At 37.3% G+C, this 20,082-nt stretch carries 18 protein-coding genes; 5 read left to right on the top strand and 13 right to left on the bottom strand.

Features of this window, described 5'->3' with window-relative positions; translation table 11 throughout:
- Positions 1-2: 2 nt before the first annotated feature.
- From PHX18_00345 to PHX18_00330, 4 genes are read right to left on the bottom strand one after another with little or no spacing between them, the layout of a single operon-like run.
- Positions 3-536 (bottom strand): spore maturation protein, encoded by a 534-nt coding sequence (locus PHX18_00345; GenBank protein ID MDD3593057.1) that lies wholly within the window; start codon positions 534-536, stop codon positions 3-5.
- Entirely contained in the window at positions 529-1,131 is a 603-nt protein-coding gene (locus PHX18_00340; GenBank protein ID MDD3593056.1) for a nucleoside recognition domain-containing protein, read from the bottom strand. Before PHX18_00340 ends, PHX18_00345 begins: the two co-directional genes overlap by 8 nt.
- Before the next feature lie 6 nt (positions 1,132-1,137).
- Complete coding sequence (locus tag PHX18_00335) at positions 1,138-2,148, bottom strand: inorganic phosphate transporter (GenBank protein ID MDD3593055.1); 1,011 nt, start codon at positions 2,146-2,148, stop codon at positions 1,138-1,140.
- Positions 2,149-2,162: 14 nt separating this feature from the next.
- On the bottom strand, positions 2,163-2,801 hold the full coding sequence (locus PHX18_00330; protein MDD3593054.1) for a DUF47 family protein: 639 nt from the start codon (positions 2,799-2,801) through the stop codon (positions 2,163-2,165).
- A 140-nt stretch (positions 2,802-2,941) separates the two neighbouring features.
- Here PHX18_00330 and PHX18_00325 point away from each other — a divergent pair, with 140 nt between their 5' ends.
- A complete protein-coding gene (locus PHX18_00325) occupies positions 2,942-3,625 on the top strand; it encodes a type II secretion system protein (GenBank protein MDD3593053.1) in 684 nt (227 codons plus the stop codon).
- Here PHX18_00325 and PHX18_00320 read toward each other — a convergent pair.
- The 6 genes from PHX18_00320 to PHX18_00295 form a co-directional block, all read right to left on the bottom strand.
- Positions 3,610-4,578, bottom strand: coding sequence for a DUF3326 domain-containing protein (locus tag PHX18_00320; GenBank protein ID MDD3593052.1), 969 nt, complete (start codon positions 4,576-4,578; stop codon positions 3,610-3,612). The genes PHX18_00325 and PHX18_00320 overlap by 16 nt on opposite strands.
- Before the next feature lie 125 nt (positions 4,579-4,703).
- Positions 4,704-6,614, bottom strand: coding sequence for a diguanylate cyclase (locus tag PHX18_00315; GenBank protein ID MDD3593051.1), 1,911 nt, complete (start codon positions 6,612-6,614; stop codon positions 4,704-4,706).
- 116 nt (positions 6,615-6,730) lie between these two features.
- The gene (locus PHX18_00310) at positions 6,731-11,038 is read right to left on the bottom strand and encodes a type II secretion system protein (GenBank protein MDD3593050.1); all 4,308 of its coding nucleotides are present in this window, start codon (positions 11,036-11,038) and stop codon (positions 6,731-6,733) included.
- A gap of 113 nt (positions 11,039-11,151) precedes the next feature.
- Positions 11,152-12,291, bottom strand: coding sequence for an N-acetylglucosamine-6-phosphate deacetylase (gene nagA, locus PHX18_00305; GenBank protein ID MDD3593049.1), 1,140 nt, complete (start codon positions 12,289-12,291; stop codon positions 11,152-11,154).
- Positions 12,292-12,894: a recombination mediator RecR gene (recR, locus tag PHX18_00300; protein ID MDD3593048.1), complete on the bottom strand. Its 603-nt coding sequence runs from the start codon at positions 12,892-12,894 to the stop codon at positions 12,292-12,294.
- Positions 12,894-13,268: a YbaB/EbfC family nucleoid-associated protein gene (locus tag PHX18_00295; protein ID MDD3593047.1), complete on the bottom strand. Its 375-nt coding sequence runs from the start codon at positions 13,266-13,268 to the stop codon at positions 12,894-12,896. Before PHX18_00295 ends, recR begins: the two co-directional genes overlap by 1 nt.
- Positions 13,269-13,317: 49 nt before the next feature.
- Between PHX18_00295 and PHX18_00290 the strand changes: the two genes are divergently transcribed.
- On the top strand, positions 13,318-14,133 hold the full coding sequence (locus PHX18_00290) for a matrixin family metalloprotease (protein ID MDD3593046.1): 816 nt from the start codon (positions 13,318-13,320) through the stop codon (positions 14,131-14,133).
- A gap of 11 nt (positions 14,134-14,144) precedes the next feature.
- Here PHX18_00290 and PHX18_00285 read toward each other — a convergent pair whose 3' ends face one another.
- On the bottom strand, positions 14,145-14,741 hold the full coding sequence (locus PHX18_00285) for a hypothetical protein (protein MDD3593045.1): 597 nt from the start codon (positions 14,739-14,741) through the stop codon (positions 14,145-14,147).
- Positions 14,742-14,969: 228 nt separating this feature from the next.
- Here PHX18_00285 and PHX18_00280 point away from each other — a divergent pair, with 228 nt between their 5' ends.
- On the top strand, positions 14,970-16,466 hold the full coding sequence (locus PHX18_00280) for a 5'-nucleotidase C-terminal domain-containing protein (protein MDD3593044.1): 1,497 nt from the start codon (positions 14,970-14,972) through the stop codon (positions 16,464-16,466).
- Between the two features lie 4 nt (positions 16,467-16,470).
- Here PHX18_00280 and PHX18_00275 read toward each other — a convergent pair whose 3' ends face one another.
- Together PHX18_00275 and PHX18_00270 are read right to left on the bottom strand one after the other, a co-directional pair.
- Positions 16,471-17,118 (bottom strand): DUF452 family protein, encoded by a 648-nt coding sequence (locus PHX18_00275; GenBank protein MDD3593043.1) that lies wholly within the window; start codon positions 17,116-17,118, stop codon positions 16,471-16,473.
- 21 nt (positions 17,119-17,139) lie between these two features.
- Positions 17,140-17,781, bottom strand: coding sequence for a hypothetical protein (locus PHX18_00270; GenBank protein MDD3593042.1), 642 nt, complete (start codon positions 17,779-17,781; stop codon positions 17,140-17,142).
- Between the two features lie 277 nt (positions 17,782-18,058).
- Here PHX18_00270 and PHX18_00265 point away from each other — a divergent pair, with 277 nt between their 5' ends.
- Both PHX18_00265 and PHX18_00260 read left to right on the top strand, forming a co-directional pair.
- A complete protein-coding gene (locus PHX18_00265) occupies positions 18,059-19,024 on the top strand; it encodes an ROK family protein (protein MDD3593041.1) in 966 nt (321 codons plus the stop codon).
- A 355-nt stretch (positions 19,025-19,379) separates the two neighbouring features.
- Positions 19,380-20,060 (top strand): response regulator transcription factor, encoded by a 681-nt coding sequence (locus PHX18_00260; protein MDD3593040.1) that lies wholly within the window; start codon positions 19,380-19,382, stop codon positions 20,058-20,060.
- The last annotated feature ends 22 nt before the right edge of the window (positions 20,061-20,082 follow it).

The raw sequence follows: 20,082 nt of genomic DNA, 5'->3' as shown, positions 1-20,082 counted from the left end.
AATTAAAAAATCAAATTACTTAAAGCAACAGCCATTGCAATACCTGCAACGTCAGCTATTAACCCCGCCAAAACAGCATGCCTGAATTTCACAATTCCGATGCTGCCAAAATAAACCGTTAATACATAAAAAGTGGTTTCACTGCAGCCAACCATAACAGCTGCCATTTTCGTAACAAAGGCGTTTCCGCCGTTTTGGGCTGCAATCTCGGAAAAAATGCCCAAAGCCCCGCTGCCTGAAAGCGGACGGATAATAGCAAGCGGCAAGACTTCTGCAGGCATGTTAATTTTAGTCAAAATAGGGTCTAAGACTCTTGCTATTAACTCAATCCCGCCTGAAGCTCTAAACATACCTACGGCAACTAAAATAGCTACCAGATAAGGAATAATCGAGACCCCGACAGAAAATCCCTCTTTTGCTCCTTCAATAAAAGTTTCATATACAGGAACTTTTTTGTACATAGCAAATAAAGGAATAGCAATAACTATCACCGGCAGCGCATAAAGAGATATTGTACTTAAAATTTCTTTAATCATCCTGCGTTTGCTCCTTTACGGGAAAGAACGGCTGCAAAAGCTTTACTGCAATAACGGCAACAACGGTTCCCAATGCCGTGATTAGTATTGTAGGTGCGATAATTTCCGTAGGATTAACAGAGCCTGATGCCGCTAAAATTGCAATAATAGAAGCAGGAATAAGCTGAAAGCCTGCTGTGTTAATAGCTAGAAAAGTACACATAGGGTTCGTGGCGGTGTTTTTAACAGTATTGAACTTCTGCATTTCTTTCATTGCCTTGATACCTATTGGAGTGGCGGCATTGGTAACTCCAAGGGCGTTAGCGGAAACATTCATCGCAATTAATCCCAATGCTTCGTCTTTTTTAGGTATTTCAGGAAATAATAAATTTGTAACAGGTTCAATGATTTTAGCGATAAAAGTAATCAGCCCTGACTTTTCGGCAAGCTTCATAAGCCCAAGCCAAAATGCCATAACACCAATAAGCGAGATTGATATTTCAACAGCGAGTTTTGCATTATCGGCAACGGACTGGACTACAAGCGGCATTTTGCCGTTAAAGAAAGCTATTACAACTGAAACAACGAGTAAAAATACCCAAATGTAGCCCATCATAGAGAATTAACCTTTCAAAAATTCTAAGTTTTTCAAAAGTGAATACAAAATAAATGCCAAAGTCATACAAATAGGAATGGTCATAACCCAGGCAGAAAGTATATTTTTAACCAACGACCACTTAACGGCGGATAGTCTTAAAGTACTTCCAACCCCCATAATAGCCGTAGAAATAACATGGGTGGTACTGATAGGGATACCTAAAGAACTGCAGGTTAAAATGATAATAGCAGCTGACGTTTCAGCGGCAAAACCGTGAATAGGCTTCAATTTAATAACCTTAGAACCCATTGTTCTGATGATTTTCCAACCGCCTGACATAACACCTGCAGACATTGTAAACGCACAAATAACAATTACCCAGACAGGAATATGTTCCGCGCTCTTCAAAAACCCAAAACTGAATAGTGCCAGGGTAATAATACCCATTGTTTTTTGGGCATCATTTGAACCATGGCTGAATGCCATTAATCCTGAGGAAATAAGCTGAAGTTTTTTAAACCACTTGTTAATTCTATCAGGATTTCTTTTGTGAACAAGCCATACCAACAGCAGCATAAAGAAAAATCCTATGAAAAACCCTAAAACAGGGGATGTAAACATAGGAATAATAACTTTTTTGATAATACCTGTAATATGAAGAGCGTTAATTCCTTTAAAAGCGATACCCGCACCTATTAACCCGCCGATTAAAGCATGAGAAGAGCTTGACGGGATACCGAAATACCAGGTTATAAGGTTCCACATAATAGCTGCCAGCAATGCACAGATAATGAGAGTTTGAGGCGGAGCTTCGACTGTTAAAATACCGCTGCTTATGGTTTTTGCAACGTGAGTTCCGAAAAACGCTCCCAAAAATTCTAACGAAGCGCCGAATATAATTGCATTACGCGGAGATAAAACCCTTGTTGAAACGATGGTAGCAATAGCATTGGCGCTGTCATGAAATCCGTTAATAAACTCAAATATAAGCGCTGATAGAATAACCATCAGTAAAACAAATAACGTTATAGACATATTAAATCTCCCGACTAACCGTGTTTTAAAGCAATTTGAGTAATATCATCAGCAACAATTACGCTTGTATTAAGCGCTGTTTCTATATTGTTGTGAATATCCCGGAGCTTAATAACATCGATAGCTTCATACCTGCCTGAGAAAAGATCCTCAATAACGTTAGAGAAAATTTCATCTCCCTGAGTTTCTATCTCGTTAATTTTTTCATAACTTTCAACAAATGATTTAACTTCTTTGTGGTTTTTCAAAAGTTCAACCATATAAAATAATTCATTCAATGCTGTTTCTAAAGTTTTTGCCTGATTGATTATTCTTTCATCAAATTCTTCAATTTGGAATAACTTAATATTCACACACGCGCGGCAAATTCTTCTGTTAATCTTATGCAAACTGCTTGTAATATGTTGAATGTCTTCTCTGTCGATAGGCGTTACAAAAGACTGGTTTAAACGCTCCAAAGTTTCCTCGGAAATTCTTGCACTTGCACGTTTATATTCTTTTGCTTTTTGAACTTTATCATCGCTGTAACCGTTAGTCAAAACGTCTAAAAGGTTGTTACAGCTATTTTTGCAAATTATTGTGGTACTTTCAAAACTTTTATAAAAATATTCTTCCTGCGGAGGTAATATTCTTTTGATTAATCCTGCCAGCATATTTATTCCTTCTCTTATATCCACTACTTCAATATACAACAAGCAGATATTTTTTTACAGAAAAAATCCGGTCTTTTGTAAAAAAACTTTTACAAAAACTCCAATATAAACTATTATAACCTCAGAAAGAAAGTGTAATTATGAGGAATTTAGATAAAAGAAAAGGTTTTACATTAGCAGAAGTACTTATAACCCTAATGATTATAGGTATTCTTGCCGTAATAACTATTCCAAGTTTAATTCAAACTTACCAAGAAAGAGAAACCGTTACTAAACTAAAAAAGACTTATTCGGTATTGCAGCAAGCATATAAACTGGCAGAAATAGAGAACGGCACCCCAACAAGCTGGGGATTAACAACGCTAAAGACCATAGATAAAATGAAACCTTATTTAAATATTATAAAAGATTGCAGCGCCTCATCAGTTAACAGTGGCTGCATGGAACCTGTCAAATACATGAACAGCGACAACGTCCACACGCCTTCTTTTTATGAAAACTTCATATTAGCAGATAACGTTTCTATAGGTCTTCGTCCGCCAAGCACTTACCCTGACTGCAAAAACGTATCATCAAACTTTGGAAGCAGCGAGATTTGCTCTCAAATATATGTTGATATTAACGGCTTAAAAGGGCCAAACAAATTTGGTACGGATGTATTTCTATTTGCACTTACAGACAAAGGCATCATTTTTGCAGGCGGACCTGCAACCAAGAATTTTTACTGTATGACCACCTCATCTCAAGGATATGATTGCGCCGGATGGATTATATTGCGCGGCAATATGAACTACCTTAGAGAAAATATTTACGATAAATATTGAGCAACATCGGCATATTTTTCAAGTTCGACAATATCGGCTAGTTCGAGTTTATTTTTATCAACGCTAAGTACTGTAGAATTCTCCTTCACCGCCAGAACCGGTATGTTTTTTTCCAAAGATTTAAAAACAGGGGTAGAACCCAAAGCATTATAAGGCATTACCAAGGCTTTTAAGTCCTCGATTACAATATCCCCGCAAGAAGCTTTTTTTATATCAATTAATTGAGGCGCATGCCATAATCCCAAAATTATACAGGGTAAAAAAGTAGGCGTAATATATTCAGCAGCTGCTTTAGGACTTACTATGCCGGTTGAAATTGTCATATCTTCAAAAGCAGGCGCATGGGCGCAAGGAAGGTTAAATTTGCGGCTTAGAGCATGAGAAATTATAGCCTCAACGCCACCTACTATGTCGACACCCTGCCCGTTTTCATAGCCATCATCAGGCGTTTCATCAAACCTACATACAACTGCTAAAGCGCTGCAGCCTTTTTTAACAAGTTTATGTCCTGCCTCGATAAGCGTATCAAGATTGTCAACGCTTCCCGTTGAAATATTGCTTGAGCTTATTTCAAAATTGACACAAGCCGCTTGTGAGGTTACTTCAAACTCTATACCCTCAACGCCATAAACCATTTTCATGGCATTTAAGGTATTTATATGTACATTAAGAACCCCTTGAGGTATGGCTTTATCAAAAATTACACCTATTTTGTTAGTGCTTTTTCTAAGCGCAATGTCGCCTTTGAAAAATCTGTTGAGAGCAAAACCTTCAACATAAAGCATGCTATCGTTAATGGCGGAAAAACATGCCGCATTAACCACATTGGGGTTGACAATAAGTTTAATGTCATGACTTAGCTTCCTTGCATAAATTCCCGCATCACCCGCAAAGCCTCCTATAGAAGCCCCAATCCCCGCAGGAACTATAAATGCTGCAAAATTATTGTCCATAAAATAATTTTAGCAAAAAAAAAGACCACTTAAGGTCTTAAAAAGTTTATGAGTGAGAGTGGAATATGCACAATTCAAATATAGCCATTTCTGACAATTTAATATATTAGCCGATTGGGTATATTTTATTTCTTGGCGAGTATTAGACGGTTAATAATTTCTATAACTTTAGGACTCCACTTTTTGCCTTCGTCTTGGTTTAAGATTTCAAGCGCTGCTTGTTTATCAAAAGCCTTGCGGTACGGTCTGGGTGAAATCAAAGCAAAATAAGCATTTACAGCCACTAAGATACTTGTACCGACAGGGATATCATCGCCTTTTAAAATTCCGGGATAACCCGAACCGTCATAATTTTCATTCCAGTGCTCAATCAAAGCAACAATGTTGGAAGCTGTACCTATAGGTGCAAGAATTTCCTTTGCTGCAACCAATGGGTGTTTTAGGAGTTTTTTACGTTCCCCTTCATCTAAAGGTCCTTCTTTAAGCAAAATGCTTTCAGGCAGCATTACATTACCGATATCATAAACCATAGCAGCCATTTTGTATTTGCCTATGTCTTCCTGCGAAATATTCAGTTCTTTTGCAATATATTCAATCATTTCCATTTTTTCTTTAATATTGCCGCGCTGATAATGCGGCTTGTAGATGTTTACAAATTCATCAACCACAAGGAAAATAATCTCATCAACGTTTTTATCGTTCAGGTTAGTATTTCTGAGTTTTTCAATAAGTTCCATCGCCAAATTTTGGTTGATAGGCATCATTTGCCTTGAAAGCAAGCTAACCAAAGAATCTAGCGCCTGACGTTTCCAAATATTTTCATCCCATGGCTGAGCAACCTGAACCTGATTTCTGCCGTTTCTTTTAGCCCTGTACATCGCCTGGTCAACAAGTTCTAAAAGCTCTTCAACATTATCCGTATGGGTCAAAAAAGTGCCGACGCCGATGCTTGCGGTAATTCTGCCGGCGCCTTCAATCGTGGTGTTTTCTATAGCCGAGCGCATTCTTTCCGCCGCGATTAAACCGCCGTCTAAATCAATACCGGGAAGTACAATTCCGAATTCTTCACCGCCAAAACGTGAAGGCAAATCAATAGAACGTGCATTTTGTTTAAGAATTTGGGCAATACCCACAATGGCGGCATCACCTACCGAATGTCCGTAATTATCGTTAATAGCTTTTAAATGGTCTAAATCAAGCGTAATGAGAGTAAAAGGCTGCTTTAAACGTAAAGAACGCTTGGTTTCATTAGCAAGACACTGGTCAAAATGACGTCTGTTATAAAGACCCGTTAAACCGTCCGTAATAGCCTGCTCTTTGATAGTCTGGAACAAATCCGCAATAGTAACGGCAAGCTCAATTTGCTTGGCAAAAAGTCCCAAAAAATTCTTTTCAATATCTGATATCTCGGATCTGATTGATATCACGAGCATGCAGCCAAAAATTTTATCCTGAAAAATAATAGGGATAATAGAAATAGCTTTCCCTGAAAAAAGTTTTTCTATAGCTTTTTTATGTTCGTCGGGCAAAAAAAGCGCAAAACCCTCTAAAAGTTCCGTAGCATGTTCAACTTCTACGATTTCGTTGGTAGTAATACACTTAATTAGAGGGTTGTTTTCAATTTTGTAGGGAATATAAATATCCTCGGGGTTTATATTTACTATTCCTTTAACCTTAGCGGCATATTCTTCATCGGAGGCTTCTCTTATTTTAAGATATTCATTACCGGCTTTGCCGAAAGACTGGAAAATAATAGCGTGCAAATAGCCTAAATCCTTCGTCATACCATCGGCAATAGTGCGCAAAACCTCGCTCAAAGGCTCAGAAGAGTTCATAGTACTCCAAATATGTTTGAGAGTGAGGATACTTTTATTGGCGTGATAAAGTTCCTCTGTACGGTCTGCTATTTCTTTTTCCAAACGTACATTTTTTTCTAAAATTTCAACAAAATTAAGCTGTTCGCTCGACAACACCGACTCAAAATTTTGGATTTTTTCCCCATAGGTTTTTATTTTGTTAAAAAATTTATCAAACATGTAAAATAAGCTATCTCTTCTTAACAAATTGACTTTAATAATTATACACTATTTTTTATATAAATATAAGTAGGGCTCGCTTAGAAGTTAGGAAGTGAAGGGGTGAAGATAAGAGGTTAGGACGTTACAAAGAAGACGTCTATCATGTGTCTTACGGTTTCAACCATAGTAGCAACGCCATTAACAATTTGGCTGACAAACATTTTAAATGCGCCGACAAAACCGACAATATTGCCATGCATATCTTTTTTGATTTGACCTGAAGAATCGTTTTCAATAGAATAGTCCACGGGAATTTCTATAATACCGGCTTCTTCCAACGTTTTTAGTTCTCCGGGGTCAACTTTGGCATTTTTGTTCATATCCGCCCATAGACGAAGCTGATAATAAACTTTGTCTTTTTTGTTTATAACGCCGTCTGCGTTTTCATCATACTTGGCAAGTTCATCAAAGCCGGTTGCTGCACCGCTTTGGTCGCCAAAGAGTTCTTTGCCGTTGTCGATTTGTCCATTGCCGTTTTTATCAAGGCATAAGAAGGCATTGTCAAATTTGGTTTGCAAAGTAGTCCATGCCGTTTTTTCAGCATGACCGTCAGCATCAAGGTCAAATATGACCCCGTCTTCAAGCGAAGTAAATAACAGTCCGTCACCCAATAAATCAAGAACTAAAGGTGAAGAATATCTTCTGAATGTTTCCGCTACGGAATAGGGACAATCCTTGTAAGATATCGCCCCGCCTGAGCAAAGTTCCGGTTTAGCACCACCTATTTTTTTACAATCATTAAATATATCTTGTTTTACCTTGAAGTTTTCACAAGTATTGATACATTCATTTTTTTCGTTTATTCCGCCCTTGTCACATAACTCACGACAATTACCTTTTACCTGATAAGCGGAAACATAATTGGAATCGATATCTTCAGAAATGTCTTGATTATTTTCTGTAGCATCTTCTGTAATTGCAGCTGTATCTGTATTATTGAACATATTAAACCAGCTTCTCGGGCTGAATTCACCAACAACGACGGCTAATCCGATCTGTGTTGATAAATCAAAATATTTTCGATTTGTACCTGAAGCAGTAATTACGTTTGAAGACCAGTACACTTTAGATAATAAAGCCGGACTTGGCATAGATGACAGCGAAGGGATACTGCTTCCACTACTCTTGCAAAAGTCAAACGCTTCTTTGTATGTCAAGTCTTTATCAGATACGGTACTGTTTTGGCAAACTATGCGTGCTTTCTTAGAATACAGTTTGCTTGCTGTAGCATTAAAGACATAATTTTGAGTGCTTCCCGCACTTGTAGTTGTCCAATAATTTGCATCCTTTTTAAACTTAGTTGGACTGGAGGCATAGATAGTCAATAATTGGTTATAAGTAGGCAATTTATCTATACCACCGCAATATTTTTGCGCATCAGCAAATTTAACTGTAGAAGTACTAACATTGCCGTTATTACATACTACATAAGCTTTTTTAGTTTGTTTTTTAATAAGAAATTTCACTGTGTAATATGCATCTTCTAAAGTAATAGTCCAATATTTACCATCGATTATACCTAATTTTTTTATGCTGTCATACTTTTCTCTAAATTCGGCTTCACTCATAAGTGTGCTTTTTTGACCTGCGCAAAATTCAACTGCCTTTTGGTATTTCAATTCTGTCGTTCCTGAGTTAGACATATTTTTGCACAGTGCATAGGCTGTACTACCTTCCTTCTGTACTCCGTAACTCAACGAATCGAGAGGCTTATACGTCACAGCAACAATATATGCAAAATGGTACATAAAGTTTCTATCTTTATCATCCTGAGATAATGCATCCGCAACCGCCTTCATGCCGGGCGTAGTTGCTCTTGATGAATCCTGATTTCCTGTACTAGTGCTGCTTTTCTTAGCGCTAGTACCTTGTAATTGCTGGTAAACCGTTGCACTGTCAGCACTTAAAGCCTTATACCTTAATACATACAACTTATCCCAGGCAGGACATTCGAGTTGGGAACTCTTACATATATTTTGGGTATTATCGTAAATTTCATTGGATTTCAAATACCCTTGGGATTTGAGTTTACTTGACGGCTTGCAAACACAAGCGTTTTCAATCCATTCTTTATGAGAAGGACAAGCATTTTTACACTCCCCGGTTTGGGTGTTATAATTAGGTTTATCCGGTGGACAAATACAATCACCTTTAGGAATCGTATCCGTTTTTGCTACACAAAGAACATAAGCTTTATCGGTTGATTTTCTTAGAACGTATATTGCATGTTGCTTAGTGGTACTTTTTTTAGGATTATAAGCGTTATAATAAGTCTTGCCACTATCTTCTTTCCCTACGTCGGAAGTCCAATAGTACGTATCCCCGTTCTTTTCCATTACATCCCCATCTCTTACTATTCTTAAAGTATGTATAACGTCAAATTCGGGTTGAGTGGGAATTCTTGCACCTAAATTGCTACAAATAGTTGCAGCTTCGGCATATGTTTTGGCAACGCTGTTATTGTTATTATCTCTTGCTGCATCTTTATTAGCTACAAATATATAACCGTATCCGTCAGCATTTTTATCATTCAATGTAGAGTACATATATTTTTTATACGTATATCCTTTATGTATAAAGCTATATGGAATAACACCGGCGGAATAAATTAAATTTGCGTTGCCATTACAAAGTTTACACTCGGGCTGACTTGAGTCATATGTCTCCTTACCCGGTACAAGGGAAATCTGCTCTTTAGCAGGACATTCACAAGCTGTCTTGTCTTTATTAGGAACTTTTGGCGGAGCACATGCCTCACATGTACAAGTACTGCTATTAAAGTTTATTCCGTCACATCCGGCTTTGGAATTAAATCCTGTAGCAGGGCATTCGCACCCTGTCTTGGCTGCATTGGGAACTTTTGGCGCAAGGCAAGCCGCCGTACATACACAAGTACTACTGTTAAATATTCCGTCACATCCGGCTTTGGAATTAACGCCTGTAGTTGGACATGCGCAAGTGTTTGTTTTAACTTTATCTTTAACTTTACCTGTAGCCGAACAGCTTGCGGTATAGGTAATGCTTCCTACTTTAGGAGATGAACAGGCACTCATGATATCGGAACAAACACACTTTCCATTGACTAAATCAGGCAAATTGTCAGGGCATTTGCAGCCTGTAGAAGCCTTTTCCATAACAGAGTCAATACAGGCTGTGCAAGTTTCGCTCAACGGCGAATATACTTCATTAGTTTTCAATGTAATTTTTTCTTTTGCGGGACAGGTACATGTGTTTGCCTTTTCTGCAACTTTAACCCGTCCTGAAGCCGAACAGCTTGCGGTATAGGTAATGCTTCCTACTTTAGGAGATGAACAGGCACTCACGATATCGGAACAAACACACTTTCCATTAATCTCATCAGGCAAAGTTTTAGGACATTTGCAAGTATTAACGGGATCAGCGGCAAAAGTTTTGCCGGTATCGCTGCAAGTTGCCTTGTAAATTATGGTACCTTCTTTAGCGCCGCTACAGGCTTCTGTTTTATCGGTACAAGTACATTCGCCATCTATCAAATCAGGTAAAGTTGCCGGGCATACACAAGCGTTTTTGGAAACATTCCATACTTTATTGCCTACGCAAGCTTCCACACATTTACCGGTTTTTGTATTGAAATTCGGTTTAGTTTGCGGGCAAATACATTGCGAACCCGCAATTATTAAGTCTTTGTTCGTACATTCACAGCCATTGCTGCCATACGTTTGACTGGAAGGACAACAATTCTCTGTAACGCTGCCTATTGTTACAGTTCCAAAAGAACATGTGTCTATTCTTGTTGATTTACCGTTAGGTTTATCCAACGGGCATTCAAGCTCTACTGTTTTTTCACCGTTGGTATAACCAGGACAAAGTTCATATTCGCTGACTGCTCTGTCTCGGTATATTGCCATCATAAATTGGGCTTTTTCACCGCCTGCGGATTTTTCATTCACATCTACATAGGCTAAAGCGCAAGGAGCGCCGCCGTCCGCTAATTTTGCACAATTAGTATTCAGCACCTGAAATGCTACTGTTGTACCGTTAACAAGTTCGACAGCCGGTAATGGACCCTCAGGAGCGGGCATCCCCTCCGGCAGATTATAATCGTCAACGTTACTTAAGGAAATATTTTCATTTTTTGTATTTAATTTATCGGCAAAAACTTCTTTTAGAGTACTATTATCGCCGGTATAAGCTGTCAAAGCCAAGCCTGTTGTGTCGCCTGAGGACAGAGCCTTGGAAATGCTTACAATAAGGCTCTCTGCTTGTTGTTTTTTGCCTGTCAGAACTTTTGCATTTTGATCGGAAAAGTTGGTAATAGATAACATTACAACAACCAATATACCTATCAAAGTCATTGAAATAAGGACTTCGGATAAGGTAAAAGCGGACTTTTTGCTACACATATATAATTCTCCTTAAGTAATTAATCTTTAAAATTAAGATATATAAATTTTATACCCTCAACTACAATTATGTCCTTTTTTTAAGATTTTTAAACATATTTGAAAAAATTTGTTTACAATAATTTACCAAACTTGGATTTAATCATAAAAGCTTTTACAACAAGATTTTTATCAGCTAAAATCAAGTGGGCATTATTACCTGCTTTTATGGAACCTAACTGCTGCAATTTTAAACTTTTTGCCGAATTTAATGATGTATATCCTATAAAATCACTTGGCTTTAAATTGAAATATTTGTTTACAGTTCTAAATATATCATCCAAAAATAAGATACTTCCCGCAACGGTTCCTTCTTCAGAAACAGCCTTACCGTCTTTTAAAAATATTTGTTCTCCTCCGAAAGCAAAAGAATCTGCTTTGCCGTAAGCCCCCGGCAGTGCATCGGAAATAAACACAATATGTTCTTTGTTTTTGAGTTTCAAAAACATTTGTACAACAGCCGGATGAATATGCTGCATATCACAAATAATTTCTGCGAAAACCTCGTTATTTAAAAGGGCTTCCGTAATCATACCGGGGTCACGGTGTTTAATGCCTCTCATTGCATTAAAAATATGCGTAACAGATTTAATAGTCTTAAACTTCTCAACGGCTGTATCATAATCACAATCAGAATGTGCCGCAGAAGGTATAATGCCAAGCCTTGTCAGTTCTTGTTCGAACCCTTCTTCCGCTATTTCAGGTGCATAAGACAAAATTTTCACAAAACTTGTATCAATCTTTCGCAAATTTTCGACAGTAGGTTTGAGCAGATATTTTTCAGGATGTATGCCTTTATACAGAGGGTTTAAAAAAGGTCCTTCCAGATGTACACCAAGGATTTCGGCGCCTTGGGACTTAACATTTTTGATTATATCAAGCTGCCTGTTTATATTTTCAATGCTGTCTGTCATAACGGTAGGCAAAATCGCTGTTACACCATGATAAGGCAGTTTTTCAAGCAAATGCCCGATTGCTTCCTGAGATGCCGTATTAAAATCGCAGCCGTATCCGCCGTGTAAATGCCTGTCAATTAAGCCCGGCATAAGGGTTAGACCTTGGCAGTCAAAAACTTCAAACCCCGCCGTATCAGCATCGGGGGCTTTAAGCGCCGAAATTTTACCGTCCTGAACAAAAACGTCCGCTGCAAAAGGCGCTTCAAAAGCGTTTTGAACTTCGCAGTTTATAAAGGCTATTTTCTTAACTTCATCCATTTAGAACCTGATTTCACGTCTTCCTTCCAAAGCTCTTGCAAGAGTGAGTTCATCCACATATTCAAGTTCGCCGCCGATAGGCAAACCAAAAGCTATCCTTGAGATTTTTATATTAAAAGGCTGCAAAATTTTAGCCAGGTACATACTCGTCGTCTCGCCCTCAACAGAAGGATTGAGCGCAAGTATGATTTCCTGAACGTCATTTTTTGCAACTCTGTTTAGAAGTTCTTTCAGTCGTAACTCTTCAGGTCCGATACCGTCCAAAGGGGAAATCATCCCCTGCAAGACGTGGTATAGTCCTTTAAACTCATTGGTCTTTTCTATAGCTATCAAGTCTTTTGTTTCAGCTACAACACATATTACAGATTGGCTGCGTGAAGAACCGGAGCATATTTCACAAGGGTTTTGCGAAGACATATTGAAGCAAATATCGCAATATTTGATTGTTTCTTTAGCCTCAACAAGCGCCGCAGCAAACTTTTCTACCTCTGACTTGGGCATTTTCAGGATTTGAAATGCCATCCGCTGGGCAGATTTAGGACCTATACTCGGAAGCTTTTGGAAATACTCTATAAGTCTTGCTAAAGGCTTGGTATATTGCATTAAAATAATCCCGGAATATTTAAGTTCATTCCGCCGGTGATTTCTTTCATTTTGGCTTCGGAAATTTCTTCCGCCTTTTTATTGGCGTCTTTTATGGCGGAAGTAATTAAATCTTCTAAAGTTTCAATGGTATCAATATCAACGCTTGCAGGGTCATCAGGGTTGATGGCTTCGGGCTTGATTTTTATTGAAAGAAACTCATTTTTGGCGTTGCATTTAACTTCTACAACACCACCGCCGGCTTGAGCTACTACGTCAATGTCTCCAAGACTGTTTCTTACATCTTCAACTTTTTTTTGCATTTCTTGCGCTTGTTTAATCATTTTTTGAATATTGAACATTTTTCTCTCCTGCTTAAATTTGCTTTTAACCAATTAAAATATTAAAATTAATAATGATGTACTTATTTATTTAATCATTATAATGCAAAAAAGAACATATATTAACGAATGCTTAAAAAATGATGTATTAATAAGATGGCCTGAAACACTTATGCCATTGAGAATTTATGTTGCGCCGTTCAGGTGGTATCAGGCCAAAAACGATATTAATGCGGAGTATCAGTACAGGCAAATGGTCATTAATGCTCTTAATCATTGGACAAAGGCAACCGATGGAATGGTTACGTTTGAAATAGTTCAGGCTTTAACCGACTCTATGATTAATCTTGACTGGAAGAGAGTAGACAGAAGCTCATTAGGACATTGCTATTTTAACTTTGATAAACAGGGACGGCTCTTTAGTGCAGAAGTACAAATAGGCTTGTCAGACGGTGTAATTCACCATGAATATATGAGTGAGAATGAAGTCTACCATACCATAATCCACGAAATCGGGCATGCTTTGGGTCTACAGCACAGCCCTTTTAAAAATGATATTATGTATGTTCCGCATCAGTATGGTGTTGTTGACATAACACAACGTGATAAAAACACCTTAAAGTGGCTTTACAGGCTGCCATACGGTGTACCATGGCAGGAAATTGTCCGCAGCTACGGTACACAACCTTACAAATCATTAGACGAAATGATTTATATGCTGGAAACGAATCAATCCCAAAGCAAATTCGAGCAGGTTAAAGAAGAAACGCACTTAAATCAACCGAGCAAAGACCTTATATCAGAAGTTGAAAGAATAGGAAATTTAAACCTGTACAACCAGTCCTTACAAAGGCTAGAATTGTCAGACAACATAAAAGACCTTGTAAAAAAGGTGAAAATAAACAAACATCTTAAGTAAGTCGGAACAGTCTATTTTTGTCTATGACCGACTCTGTAGCCGTGGTCAATATCAGCAGTTTTCCTGTTCACGTTGATAACGGTTTTAGCCAAGCCTAAGCCTACAGCAGCAAGTCCCGCCGTAACCGCCAAAGTTTTACCTAATTTGCTTATACCCTGAATATTTTTCATGTAGTTATAAACGCTCTTAGGTCCTTGGTAGAAAGGATATGTAATAATTTCTAAAACTGTTTTGTTAGGTAATTTTGCAATTTTCTTGAAAATACCGCCAATAATGCCGCCTACCGCTTTAATAGGAGTTCCAAATAAAGACTGAGCCTTTAACCCTTTGCCGTTAGCTTTTGTTATAAGCCAATCTACACCTAAAACACCACCGCCTACTGCCAAACCGCCAAGCGTTGATAATATAACACCTTTTGTACCTTCAGTGGCAACAGCTCCGACTTTTTGCACATTAGCTGTCACATGAAATGCTTTTCTAACAAGACTTTCATCTTTTTCTTCTTTAATAACAACTATTGGCTGATTATTTTTATCCGTGGTTTTAATGCCGTCAAATACGACTTTTTGACCGAAGTTCAAATTAGGGTTTATTTTTGCTGTTAACATAACACACCTTGCCTATATCACGGTTATTTTAAAAACAATAAAAATTTTTTTTGCTACTTTATTAAAATTTTGTTACAAACCATTCTACCAAAAATTTTGAAGAAGCGAAAGAGGAACTTGGTCTTTTTTTAAAAAATTCAGAAATTGTTACAAATATTAATTAAATAATAGCAAATTTCGGGGTTCATGAGGTTTAATGGAAGTGAAGGTAGTATAGTTGTTTGGGTCATGAGTTTACAAAGCATAAGCAGTACTGATACAAGGGCAAAGATATTTTACTTTAATGATCTTCATGCGAATGTAAAAGGGGCAAAAAAAATTAAAACTGCCTCCGATATTTTTGAAAGACAAGTCCAAAATTCAACAGCCGATACTTTTAAATTTGTAGGCGGCGACACTTATATAGGTGCGGCGGATAAGAGTTTTGCCGGGTTGTTTTTAAATTCTTTAAACATAGACGGCTCAGCCTTCGGAAATCATGAATTTGATATGGGCAGCCAAAAACTATCAGGTTTTGTGGATACTCATAAGTTTCCTTTCTTTAATGTTAATTTTAGGTATAAAGACAATTGCAGCCTGCAAGATGATATTGATGCAAACAGAGTGGTAAGAAGCAGTATAATAGAAAAAAACGGTAATAAGTACGGAGTCTTGGGCGCTGCGCCAACGGATATGTTAAGTACAATATCATCGGAAAGCGCAAACCGTTGTAAAGACTTTGAAGTTATGCATCTTGACGATACTGTTAAAGAAATTCAAAAAGAAATAGACAGCTTTAAAAAACAGGGGATAAATAAAATAATCCTGCTTTCGCATTTAGGGGCAGACAAAGATAAAATAGTTGCCCGGCAAACGGAAGGGATTGATGTAATAGTGGGGGGACATTCGCACCATACGCTGTCAGGCGTAGTGCCAAACGAAAACTATCTTTATTCAAAATCCCAAGAACCCGTATTAATTTTGCAGGCAGGACAGAACGGTGAACATTACGGGGTATTGGATGTGGTGTTTGATAAAGACGGCAAAATAAAAATGGCTGATAATAAAGTAAACTCTACAAAAGAACTCCCGGAAAGTTCTCTTATAAATTACGTAGAAAATATGGTTTATGGTTACCCTGTGAAAATCGCCACATTTGTCTCGGAACAAAAAAGAAGCGTTGATAATCTTACAGAGCATCCGATGTCTTGTTTTGTAGCGGATGCTATAAGAAAAAAATCAGGCGCACAAATAGCCTTCCACAATAAAATGTCTTTAAAGACGGATATGAAAGCCGGTGAAGTAACCAACCGTGATTTAGAAGTTGCGCTGCCGTACGTAAATGCCGTATATGTTTATAAAATGAGCGAAAAAGATATAATTGATGCTCTAAATACAAGCGTTCGCTATGAGGGTACGGAACGTGATAAAATAGGCAATCTTCAGGTTAGCGGGATGAAATACACCATAGGAAAAGATAAAAATGTAAAAGAGGTTTATGTTTTAAACGATGACGGAACTCAAACAAAGCTGAATGAGAAAAATCCAAGCACAGATAAATTTTTTACGGTAACATACGGTTCATTCTTTGCAGGCGGACCTGAAAGAATGACAATGTTAAAAGCGCCGGACAAACTAATTAAGAATTTTGAATGGAATGACCTTCAGGCAGTGGAAGAACATCTTAAATCCTTTGGCAATACACCTGTAGATATTAAAAAAGAAGGCAGAATTACTATAGAATAATTTTTTATTTGTAATCGATGTTAATAATATCTTCAAAAGACTTAAAGTTATAAAACAAAAAATGTCCCGCATTAATTTGAACAATATTTTCATTTTCTCCCCAAAAATTTAACTGGTTTTTTGTAGGAAAAATTTTGTCAAACTTGCTAACAATAATTTTGTCAAAGCCCGTTGTTAAATTTTGGTTACTAAATGCTGCTTTTTTTATACAATCTAGCTCGTTTAAACTGCTCTCAAGTGAACGAACTGGCAGATTTTTATTGAAGTTTTGAAAGTCTTCTTCGTTTCGAAACAAACTCCGCCTGAATTTCACGGCGGTTTCGAGCGTCATATTATTAAGCGTTAATTCAAAAATCTTTGGCGGAATTCCATACGTTTTATCAATAGGTTTAAGCGTGCCGTTAATTGCAATTTTCAAGTCAAAATCGGGCAAATTACAAAGCGCCGACATAAACACTCCATAAGAAAAAGCTATTAAATATTTTTTAGAATATTTGCTGAAATCAAAATTTATATCGGCATTTTCATAATCGTAAAGAAATAAGACATCTTTATTCGTTTGAAAAAGCGAAAAAGGGCGCTCATCCATTCCCCAGCCGCAAAAAAATACTATCAGCTCGTCTGAATCTTTATCTGAAAAAAATTGTTTCATAATTAATATATTAACAAAAAATTATCTTTTTGTACCGGCTTCATATCCGCACATTGTAAATACTATCGGAACAACTTTGCCTAAAATGCTTCTCATTGCTCCTTTTTCATCGATAATAGCAAATGTGGTAGCTAAATCATCGATATGAAAAGCAAAATCTCTCGGCTTAACTTTTCTGTTGCAATGTTCGCTATGAAGTTTGGAATTAAAGAAAGAAGCTATCTCTGTTCCTACAAAAACCCCGCTTATTAACCCGCCTAAAGTAATCACAAAATTCGGCAATTTGCTTATAATCGGGTTCATTGTATTTGCAAATTTTGAGGCAGAAGGAAGTTGGGGCAGTTTAATTTTGTGTGAAACTTTGCTGTATAGTTTTTCCGCTGCAACTATAAATGCCAAAGGAGTAATAATATTACCTATCATTTGATGCAGGGCTTCTTTTAACTTAGCTTTTTTATGTTGTTTTTTATCAGAAATTAATCCGCCCAAGGTACCGCCTGCAACAGAAGCTGATGCTAAAGCAAGAATTTCTTTAGGTCCGTATTGAATATTGAACATTCCTACTTTTTGTCCCAGCTTGGAACTTTGTCCTTTGGAAATGAAATACGCAGCCGCTAAAATACCGCTGATACATCCGGCAAATGCTGACATTTTTACTGCCAAAGGGGTATCCTTCGGATATTTACTTTCTCCCGAAGAGCGCAAATATACTTGATTCGTGTTGCCATGTTGTATATTGAAATTGCTAAAATAAGCTGTATTTATTGTATTTATTCCGTTCATAATTTTTTAACTGCTCGAATATCTCAATAATATTAAATCTCAAAAAATTTTTATTTGATAGTTTTTATCTGTAACTCAAAAGTATTTTTTTGTACTTGTACACGCCGGCTAAATATAATATTATGATATTATGAAAATCATTACAATGGAGCAGTGAATGAGTAAAAAATATTCAATAGGTATAGATTTAGGCGGAACAAAAATTATAGCCGGAATAGTAAATGAACAAACCGGCGAAGTAGTGGTATCTTGTAAAAAAAAGACTAAAAAAGAAAAAGGCACCGAAGTTATTACAAAAAAAATAATTTCTATCCTTGATGAACTCTTAAAAAATCCTGCTGTTAAAAAAGAAGAGATTAATTCAATAGGTATAGGGCTTGCAGGACAAGTAGACAGAGAAAACGGAGTGCTTATTTCCGCACCGAATTTGGAATGCTATGCCGTAAAATTTAAACAAATACTGGAGGAAAAATTTGATATTCCTGTCTATGCAGGTAATGACGTAGAGGTTGCTACAATAGGCGAAAAAACCTTTGGGGCAGGAGCGGGCTATAAGAATTTTGTATGCATTTTTGTAGGAACAGGTGTGGGTTCCGGCATAGTTTTAGACGGAAAAATTCACCTGGGAGCAACGGGTACGGCAGGAGAAATAGGTCATATAATCGTATCTTCCGGCGGAAGAGCTTGCGGCTGCGGCGGAAACGGATGTTTGGAAGCTTATGCCTCGCGCAGCGCAATTGAACACAAGATTAAAGGCGCAATTAAAAAAGGTCATCAGTCGGTAATCATCGATTACATAAAACAAGACGGGGCTATCCGCTCAAGGCACCTTAAAAGCGCTCTTGATAAACAGGACGAAATTGTACTGAACTGTATAACGGAAGCAGCAGAATACTTAAGCAGCGGAATTGCCAGTATAATAAACTTTTTAAATCCGGAATTGATAATTATAGGGGGCGGGTTGATTGAGGCTGTGGACTTCTTCTTTGATTTAACAAAAAGCAAAGCAATAGCAAAATCATTGCCTGTTCCGTCTAACCAAATCCAAATAGTAAAAGCAAAACTTGGCGATTTTTCGGGTGTGGTAGGGGCAGCTCTTTTGAAAAAAACAAGAGAAAATTAAAGTGATTTTGGAATAAATTTAAGGAAAATTTTCCTATTAAAAATTATGAAGCACGTTAAGCCTCAAATGGCAAGAAGTTTACATTTATTTAAACTTCTTCTATTGCATGTTGCTTACCGTTTTGCTTTAATGAAATAACCGTAATGAAGGGAGTGGTGGCTATTAACAGCCTGTTATTTGGGTTGGGAAAACAAACAATTTAGACAAAATTACACATAATTTTAGGATGAGATTTGCGAATATTTATAGCTACATGGCTAATATCGTATAACTAGAAAATATGATTTACTAGACATGCTAGGTATTAACTTACCGGGTATATATGTTAGGTAAATAATATTTACAGGAGAGCGCCATGGTAACAGCAACAGAAAAGGAAACAATTTCAGTAGTTATAGTAGAGGATTACAAACTTACTCGAATGGGATTAAAGTCTTCGCTTGAAGAGTATGAAGGTATCAAGGTAACGGGAGAAGCCGAAGATGCCGAAAAAGGGCTTATTGTAATAGAAAGATTAAAACCGGATGTTGTATTAATGGATTTAGGATTGCCGGGAATGAACGGTATTGAAGCAACACAACATTTAAAGCTGAAATGCCCTGATGTAAAAGTAATAGTATTAACTTCTCATGAAAGGGAAGAGGAAGTGGTAGCTTCGTTGGGCTCAGGAGCTCAGGCTTATTGTTTGAAGGATATAGACCCGAATGAACTTGTTTCTGTGATAAGAACAGTAAAACAAGGCGCTTGTTGGTTAGACCCTGTGATAGCCAAAACAGCGTTAAAACTTTTTCCAAAACCAAACAATATTAAAATTTCTTCTGCAAATAATATGCAAGATGCCAGAGGGCAGTTGACAGAGCGTGAGCTTGAGGTTTTAAGACTTCTTGTAAAAGGCAAGAGCAATACAGAAATCGCGAAAGATTTAATAGTAAGTGTTCATACGGCGAAAGCTCATGTTTGCAGTATTTTGCAAAAACTATGCGTGGATGACAGAGTACAAGCCGCTGTTAAAGCTATCAGAGAAAATATTATTTAAAGAACCGAGTATGGCAGCAGCC

Source organism: Candidatus Gastranaerophilales bacterium (assembly GCA_028696075.1).
Lineage (GTDB): Bacteria > Cyanobacteriota > Vampirovibrionia > Gastranaerophilales > JAILCC01 > JAQVHS01.
Note: the sequence above shows the minus strand (reverse complement) of the source record. Positions and strands in the feature narration are given on the sequence as shown.

Bases quoted from the DNA above. Each gene is read 5' to 3' on its own strand.
- PHX18_00340 (MDD3593056.1), bottom strand. From the start codon at position 1,131: ATGATGGGCTACATTTGGGTATTTTTACTCGTTGTTTCAGTTGTAATA.
- PHX18_00325 (MDD3593053.1), top strand. From the start codon at position 2,942: ATGAGGAATTTAGATAAAAGAAAAGGTTTTACATTAGCAGAAGTACTT.
- recR (MDD3593048.1), bottom strand. From the start codon at position 12,894: ATGCAATATACCAAGCCTTTAGCAAGACTTATAGAGTATTTCCAAAAG.
- PHX18_00275 (MDD3593043.1), bottom strand. From the start codon at position 17,118: ATGAAACAATTTTTTTCAGATAAAGATTCAGACGAGCTGATAGTATTT.
- PHX18_00280 (MDD3593044.1), top strand. From the start codon at position 14,970: ATGAGTTTACAAAGCATAAGCAGTACTGATACAAGGGCAAAGATATTT.
- PHX18_00290 (MDD3593046.1), top strand. From the start codon at position 13,318: ATGCAAAAAAGAACATATATTAACGAATGCTTAAAAAATGATGTATTA.
- PHX18_00315 (MDD3593051.1), bottom strand. From the start codon at position 6,614: ATGTTTGATAAATTTTTTAACAAAATAAAAACCTATGGGGAAAAAATC.
- nagA (MDD3593049.1), bottom strand. From the start codon at position 12,291: ATGGATGAAGTTAAGAAAATAGCCTTTATAAACTGCGAAGTTCAAAAC.
- PHX18_00345 (MDD3593057.1), bottom strand. From the start codon at position 536: ATGATTAAAGAAATTTTAAGTACAATATCTCTTTATGCGCTGCCGGTG.
- PHX18_00320 (MDD3593052.1), bottom strand. From the start codon at position 4,578: ATGGACAATAATTTTGCAGCATTTATAGTTCCTGCGGGGATTGGGGCT.
- PHX18_00310 (MDD3593050.1), bottom strand. From the start codon at position 11,038: ATGTGTAGCAAAAAGTCCGCTTTTACCTTATCCGAAGTCCTTATTTCA.
- PHX18_00330 (MDD3593054.1), bottom strand. From the start codon at position 2,801: ATGCTGGCAGGATTAATCAAAAGAATATTACCTCCGCAGGAAGAATAT.
- PHX18_00260 (MDD3593040.1), top strand. From the start codon at position 19,380: ATGGTAACAGCAACAGAAAAGGAAACAATTTCAGTAGTTATAGTAGAG.
- PHX18_00265 (MDD3593041.1), top strand. From the start codon at position 18,059: ATGAGTAAAAAATATTCAATAGGTATAGATTTAGGCGGAACAAAAATT.
- PHX18_00285 (MDD3593045.1), bottom strand. From the start codon at position 14,741: ATGTTAACAGCAAAAATAAACCCTAATTTGAACTTCGGTCAAAAAGTC.
- PHX18_00335 (MDD3593055.1), bottom strand. From the start codon at position 2,148: ATGTCTATAACGTTATTTGTTTTACTGATGGTTATTCTATCAGCGCTT.